The sequence below is a fragment of the Streptomyces sp. NPDC000941 genome (genome assembly GCF_053599555.1).
Genome location: NZ_JBSFMM010000354.1, coordinates 1 through 7,343, shown reverse-complemented (window position 1 = coordinate 7,343; position 7,343 = coordinate 1). Strand labels below are relative to the sequence as shown.

Annotated in this window: 4 protein-coding genes and 1 pseudogene; all 5 read left to right on the top strand. The window is 73.5% G+C overall.

The genetic code is table 11. The features are described from left to right. Positions 1-277: 277 nt before the first annotated feature. A complete protein-coding gene (gene leuS, locus ACWDSL_RS50580; RefSeq protein ID WP_450496174.1) occupies positions 278-3,151 on the top strand; it encodes a leucine--tRNA ligase in 2,874 nt (957 codons plus the stop codon). Between the two features lie 189 nt (positions 3,152-3,340). Continuing rightward, entirely contained in the window at positions 3,341-4,120 is a 780-nt protein-coding gene (locus tag ACWDSL_RS50575) for a hypothetical protein (protein ID WP_450496172.1), read from the top strand. Positions 4,121-4,180: 60 nt separating this feature from the next. After that, complete coding sequence (locus tag ACWDSL_RS50570; RefSeq protein ID WP_450496170.1) at positions 4,181-5,026, top strand: DegV family protein; 846 nt, start codon at positions 4,181-4,183, stop codon at positions 5,024-5,026. Positions 5,027-5,146: 120 nt separating this feature from the next. Further along, positions 5,147-6,223, top strand: a complete 1,077-nt coding sequence (locus tag ACWDSL_RS50565; protein WP_450496169.1) for a helix-hairpin-helix domain-containing protein — start codon at positions 5,147-5,149, stop codon at positions 6,221-6,223. A 674-nt stretch (positions 6,224-6,897) separates the two neighbouring features. Next, positions 6,898-7,343: pseudogene (locus ACWDSL_RS50560) on the top strand (ComEC/Rec2 family competence protein); the annotation flags it as partial.

Below are 7,343 nucleotides of genomic sequence, written 5' to 3'. Positions count from 1 at the left end.
GAGAAGGTGATACTTCGGTGCCTGCGTGGAGGCCAGCAGCCGCAGCCGTTCCCTTTCCAGCCGGTGAGGGTGCTCACCGCGGTACTCCAGGGCGGTAGCGGGCCGCGCTGATCAGTCCCGACCGGTGATCCATCTGATCCACCCAGGTCGGAATCGGCGCGGCGTCCCCTCCTGTGCGAGGGGTCTTTTTGTTTCAGACGCGACTGCTCGGATGTGACTGCGACGGAGAGTCGCCCGGTACCGCAGGCAGAGACGACCCGATGGAGCTTTGAGGACCATGAGCGAGACCAATGCCGCCGAGGCGGCCGCGCCGCACCGCTACACCGCCGCGCTGGCCGCCGACATCGAGGCCCGCTGGCAGGACTTCTGGGACGCGCAGGGCACGTACGACGCCGCCAACCCGAGCGGTGAGCTGGCCGGGGACCCGGAGGCCGTGGCGCGGCCCAAGAAGTTCATCATGGACATGTTCCCCTACCCCTCGGGCGCGGGCCTGCACGTCGGCCACCCCCTGGGCTATATCGCCACCGACGTCTACGCCCGCTACCACCGCATGACGGGCCACAACGTCCTGCACACCCTGGGCTTCGACGCCTTCGGCCTGCCCGCCGAGCAGTACGCCGTACAGACCGGCACCCACCCCCGGGTGAGCACCGAGGCCAACATCGGGAACATGCGGCGCCAGCTGCGCCGCCTGGGCCTGGGCCACGACCCGCGCCGCTCCTTCGCGACGATCGACCCGGACTACTACAAGTGGACCCAGTGGATCTTCCTGCAGATCTTCAACTCCTGGTACGACCAGGAGGCCGACAAGGCGCGCCCGATCGCCACCCTGGTCGAGCAGTTCGTCTCCGGTGAGCGGGCGACCCCGGACGGGCGCCCCTGGGCCGAGCTGACCGCCGTCGAGCGCGCTGACGTGCTGAGCGGCTACCGCCTGGCGTACGCCTCCGACGCGCCCGTCAACTGGTGCCCGGGCCTGGGCACCGTGCTGGCCAACGAGGAGGTCACCGCCGAGGGCCGCTCCGAGCGCGGCAACTTCCCGGTCTTCAAGGCCAACCTGCGCCAGTGGAACATGCGGATCACCGCCTACGCGGACCGGCTGCTGGATGACCTGGAGGCGCTGGACTGGCCCGAGGCCATCAAGCTGCAGCAGCGCAACTGGATCGGGCGGAGCGAGGGCGCCCGGGTGGACTTCCCGGTGGCGGACCACCCCGACGCCAAGATCACGATCTTCACCACCCGCCAGGACACCCTGTTCGGCGCGACCTATATGGTGCTGGCCCCCGAGCACGGCCTGGTGGACGCCATCGTCCCGGCCGCCTGGCCCGAGGGCACGCACGACGTGTGGACCGGCGGCCACAGCACCCCGGCCGAGGCCGTCGCCGCGTATCGCAAGCAGGCCGCCGCCAAGTCCGACGTCGAGCGGCAGGCCGAGGTCAAGGACAAGACCGGCGTCTTCACGGGCGCCTTCGCGATCAACCCGGTCAGCGGCGACCGGGTGCCGGTCTTCATCGCCGACTATGTGCTGATGGGCTACGGCACCGGCGCGATCATGGCCGTCCCCGCCCACGACGGCCGCGACTTCGCCTTCGCCCGCGCCTTCGAGCTGCCGATGCGCTGCGTCGTCGAGCCCTCTGACGATCGCGGCACCGACCCGTCCACCTGGGAGGACGCCTTCGGCTCGTACGACGCGAAGATCGTCAACTCGGCGGGCGAGGGCATCTCCCTGGACGGCCTGGGCGTCGCCCCGGCCAAGGCCCGGATGGCCGAGTGGCTGACCGCCCGCGGCATCGGCGAGGGCACCGTCAACTTCCGGCTGCGCGACTGGCTGTTCAGCCGCCAGCGCTACTGGGGCGAGCCCTTTCCGATCGTCTACGACGAGGACGGCGTGGCCCACCCGCTGCCCGAGTCGATGCTGCCGCTGGAGCTGCCGGAGGTCGAGGACTACTCGCCGCGCACCTTCGACCCCGACGACGCCGACACCTCCCCGGAGACCCCGCTGTCCCGGAACGAGGACTGGGTCCACGTGGAGCTGGACCTGGGCGACGGCGCCGGGCCCAAGCGGTACCGCCGCGAGACCAACACCATGCCCAACTGGGCCGGCTCCTGCTGGTACGAGCTGCGCTACCTGGACCCGCACAACGCCGAGCGGCTGGTCGACCCGGACATCGAGCAGTACTGGATGGGGCCGCGCGAGGGTCAGCCGACCGGCGGCGTCGACCTGTACGTCGGCGGCGCCGAGCACGCCGTGCTGCACCTGCTGTACGCGCGCTTCTGGTCCAAGGTGCTGTACGACCTGGGCCATATCTCGTCGGCCGAGCCGTTCCACAAGCTGTACAACCAGGGCATGATCCAGGCCTTTGTCTACCGGGACAGCCGCGGCATCGCGGTCCCGGCGGCGGAGGTCGAGGAGCGGGACGGCGCGTACTACTACCAGGGCGAGAAGGTCACCCGTCTGCTGGGCAAGATGGGCAAGTCCCTGAAGAACGCCGTCACCCCGGACGAGATCTGCGCCGAGTACGGGGCCGACACGCTGCGGCTGTACGAGATGGCCATGGGGCCGCTGGACGTGTCGCGGCCCTGGGACACCCGCGCGGTGGTCGGCCAGTACCGGCTGCTGCAGCGCCTGTGGCGCAATGTGGTGGACGAGGCATCCGGCGAGGTCACCGTCGTGGACGCCGAGCCGGACGAGGCGACGCTGCGCGCCCTGCACAAGGCGATCGACGGCGTACGGCAGGACATGGTGAACCTGCGGTTCAACACCGCCATCGCCAAGATCACCGAGCTGAACAACCACGTCACCAAGGCCCGCGAGGTGCCGCGCCAGGTCGCCGAGGCCCTGGTGCTGCTGATCGCGCCGCTGGCCCCGCACGTCGCCGAGGAGCTGTGGCGCAAGCTGGGCCAAGACACGTCAGTCGTCCACGAGCCCTTCCCGGTCGCCGACCCGGCGTATGTCGTCGACGAGACCGTGACCTGTGTGGTGCAGGTCAAGGGCAAGGTCAAGGCACGGCTGGAGGTCGCGCCCTCGGTCTCCGAGGAGGAGCTGGAGAAGCTGGCGCTGGGCGACCCGGCGGTGGTGGCCGCGCTGAACGGTGCGGGGATCCGGAAGGTGATCGTGCGGGCGCCGAAGCTGGTGAACATCGTCCCCGCGTGACGGCTGACCGCTGACGGCCGACCGCTGACCGCTGGCTGCTTCAGTGCTGGGGCGTCAGGGATCCCACCTACGGGTGGGTTGGGGGTTCGCCGGGAACCCCTAACCCACCCGTTGCGTTTACGGTGGGATGGGAAGACGACCGATGCCGTCGGCCGGAGCCGCCCGGCCCGCCGCCGCGAAGGAGCGCGCATGGAAGCCGTTGTCTGGATCCTGCTGCTTGTCTTCCTGCTCTTCGTCTCGGTGGGGGTCTACGCAAGCGTCCGGGCGGTCAAGGCGGCCAAGCGCGGTATCGACCGCACCGTCAGCCAGGCCCGCCGCACGGTGGAGGACACCAGGCTGCGGGCCAAGCAGTTCGTACAGCCCGGCCCGGCGGGCGAGCTCGCCGAGCTGCGCCTGTCGCTGCGCACCTCGATGCGGGCGACCCATGAGGTGCTGCGGGCGGGGGCGCCCCAAGATCCGTCGCTGTCCGAGGCGTTGGGCCTTTTCGAACGGCTCAGCGCGCATGGGCGAGAGCTGGACGAGGAGCTGAAGCGGCTGGAGCAGGAGCCGACCAGGACCCGCCTGGAGGCCCAGCTGCCCGAGCTCCGGGAGCGTACGGAGCGGATCACCCGCTCCGCGGACTCGCTGCGCTGGGCGGCGCAGGACCGGGCGCAGCGGTTCGCCCGGGATGACCTGGACGCGCTGGACCGCGAGATCGAGGTCGAGGCGGGCGCGCTGCGGCACTGGGCCCCGGGACCCGAGCCGTCCTCCCCGACGGCTTCCGGGACCGCGGCGGCTTCCGGGACCGCGGCGGGGGCCGCTGGGCCTGCCGCGCCCGCGCCCACGTCCGGCGAGCCGCCCCAGTCCATCGGTGGCCCCGGCTCCACGGCGGGGACGGACAGCTGGTGGCAGGCAGCGACATCACCGGCTGATGCCGCGGGGACACCGGCCGCCGACCCGGCGGGCGCGCGCCGTAAGAACCCGACGTGACCTGATCATCCGGCGGGGTCGCGCTGTTCGCCCAGGCCATCCCCCGATAACCTCCCAGTCATGTCCCGCCATGTCGCGATCGTGACCGATTCCACGGCGTACCTTCCGCAGGAGGCCATGGAGCGGCACCACATCGTCTCGGTGCCGCTGACAGTGGTGCTCGAAGACCGGGCACTGGAGGAGGGGACCGAGATCTCCGCCCGGTCCCTCGCGCAGGCGTTGCAGAAGCGCAGACCGGTGACCACGTCCCGGCCCAGCCCGGCGATGTTCGCGGCCGCCTACCGCGCCGCCGCCGAGGCGGGCGCGACCGGGATCGTCTCCCTCCACCTGTCGGCCGAGTTCTCCGGCACGTACGACGCGGCCGTGCTCGCGGCCCAGGACGCGCCCGTGCCGGTGCGGGTGGTGGACACCGGGATGGTGGCCATGGCGCTCGGCTTCTGCGCCCTGTCGGCGGCCGAGACCGCGGAGAACGGCGGCACGCTGGACGAGGCGGTCGCGGCCGCCGAGAAGCGCGCCGAGAGCACGGCCGCCTACTTCTACGTCGACACCCTCGACTATCTGCGTCGCGGCGGACGCATCGGGGCCGCCCAGGCGCTGCTCGGCTCGGCCCTCGCGGTCAAGCCGCTGCTGCAGCTGGACGAGGGCCGGATCGAACTGCGGGAGAAGGTCCGCACCGCGTCCAAGGCCATCGCCCGGCTGGAGGAGATCGTGGTGGAGCGGGCCGGTCTGAGCCCCGTGGACATCGCCGTACAACATCTGGCCGCGGGCGAGCGGGCGGCGGCCCTCGCGGAGCGGCTGCGCGAGCGGGTGCCCGGGCTCGAGGAGCTGTACGTGAGCGAGGTCGGCGCGGTGATCGGCGCCCACACCGGTCCTGGTCTGCTGGGCGCGGTGGTCTCGCCGCGCTAGCGGGGCGGGGAGGGGCCGGGTGCGCTCGTCCGGGTGACGGGGTTATCCACAACTGGTGGGTTATCCCCGGAAATTGAGGTGCGTCGGCGAGATCGGCCGAGTCCGCCTACGGTCAGACGCATGGGAGCACACTCACGCACAGTAACCACCCGGCCGGGCCCCGCCCGCCGCCACGACCGCCGCCCGCCCTCCGGCCCGGGCCGCCATCTGCTCCGCCGCCGCCCCGGCGTCGGCACACGCCCGGCGGCGGCCGCGTACCACCGCCATGCGCGAGCGACCGCGCTCTTCCCCAGCGCACCACGAGTCACCGCTGCCACGCCCCAGCCGCCGCCGGGCGCCCGGGACGAGGCGAGCGAAGAACGCACGGGTACCGGTACGGCGGACGGCACCAAGCCGGTCGAGGCAGCCAACGACGCCGAAGCCGCCGAAGCGGCCGAGGCGGAAGCGGCCACCGGCAACCCGGGTATGCCACGCCGCGACCGCCTGCGGCTGGCGATGAAGGAGCGGCTGCCGCTGTGGCTTCAGCTCCGCTGCGGTATCGAACTGCGGACCCTGGCCGCGCTGGCCGTCGCACTGCTCGTCGCGGCAGCGTTCGCGGCGTACCATTTCTTGACCGGCCGACCGCAGACGGTCGCGGCACCGCCCCCGGAGCCGCCGCGCCCGGCGGCCTCCGAACCGGCTTCGGCTCTGGCTCAGTCGCCCGGGGCGGGGCCTACGGCGGGGTCGGGGTCGGTCGTGGTGGATGTATCGGGCAAGGTCCGCGACCCGGGGGTGCACCGGCTGCGCTCGGGTTCGAGGGTCGCCGACGCGCTGAAGGCGGCCGGAGGGACCCGGCCGGGCGCGGATCTCAGCGGGCTGAACCGGGCCCGTGTCCTGACGGACGGCGAGCAGATCGTGGTCGGCACACCCCCTGCCCTGCCCCCCACCGGCAGCGGCCCCGCCGCCACGGCCGAGTCGGGCGGCGCGGCGGGCGGTGTAGCGGGCGGCGCGGGCTCGGCGCCCGCCGGGCCGGTCAGCCTGAACTCCGCCACCGTCGACCAGCTGGACACCCTTCCCGGGGTCGGCCCCGTGCTGGCCCGGCACATCCTCGACTACCGCACCCAGCACGGCGGTTTCCGCTCCGTCGACGAACTCCGCGAGGTCAATGGGATCGGCGACCGCCGATTCGCCGACCTCCGCCCGCTGGTCCGCCCATGACACCCCGACAGGCCCCGCGCCCCCGCGCCCCGGTGCACGCCGAGGCCGCCTCCCCACGCGGAGCCTCCGCCCCACGCCAGGAGGGCCCGCCCGACCTACGCCTCGTACCGCCTGCCCTCGCCGCCTGGCTCGCGGCGGCCCTCGCCCTCGGAGCGTCCGGCCGCACGGTGGCCCTGGCCTGCGCGGGCGCATGCCTCGCCGCAACGGCCCTGATGTGGGCCACCCACCGCCCCCGTGCCGCCACCCCGCCCCCGCCCAACACTCCGCCCCGCTCCACGACCCCCACCCCGCCCCGACGCACCACCCGAGGCCCGGGCAGCGCCCAGGGCACAGCCTCGCGAGCGGGACCGACAGGTCCCCGCGAAGCGGGAGGTGTGGCGTCCGCGGGAGGTGTGGCGTCCGCGGGAGGTGTGGCGTCCGCGGGAGCCATGACTGCCCAGGGAGGCAGGGCAGCGCGGGGAGGCGCGGCGCCCTCGGGAGCTGTGGCGGTCCCGGGAAGCGTGGCTGTCCCGGGGGCCGCGGGCGTCCCGGAAGGCGCGGCCGCCCCGGGGGTGGTGGCCGCTCCAGAAGTCGCAGCAGCCCCAGAAGCCGCAGACGCCCCGGGAACGGTTGCAGCCCAGGGAACCGTGGCCGCGCTGCCGGCCGGGGCGCGGTGGCGTGGGCTTCGGGGGAGTGTGGCTGCGGCGTTGGTGTGCGGGGCCGCGGCGGCTGCCGTGGCCTGGGCGCATGGGGCGGATGTGCGGCGGGGGCCGGTGCCGTCGCTGGCCCGGGTGTACGCCGGGGCTTCCGTCGAGCTGACCGTCACGGGCGATCCGCGCCTTACCCGTCCCCGGGTGCGGGGCGCCGCGCCCGCGCCCGTGTCCGTGGTGCTGGAGGCGGAGGCCACTCGTGTGGCCGCCGACCACGGCGGCGGCTCGGCGGCCACCACCCGCGCCCCTGTCCTCGTGATCGCCCAGCCACGGCCGCAGCAGCAGGCCGCATGGCTGCGGCTGTTGCCCTCCACGCGCCTGCGCGTCCACGGCCGTCTCGCCCCGCCGATGCGCGACGGCGACCGCATCGCCGCCGTGGTGCGCGTCAACGGCGGCGGAGCGCCGCAGATCGTCGCGGGGCCCACCGCGGC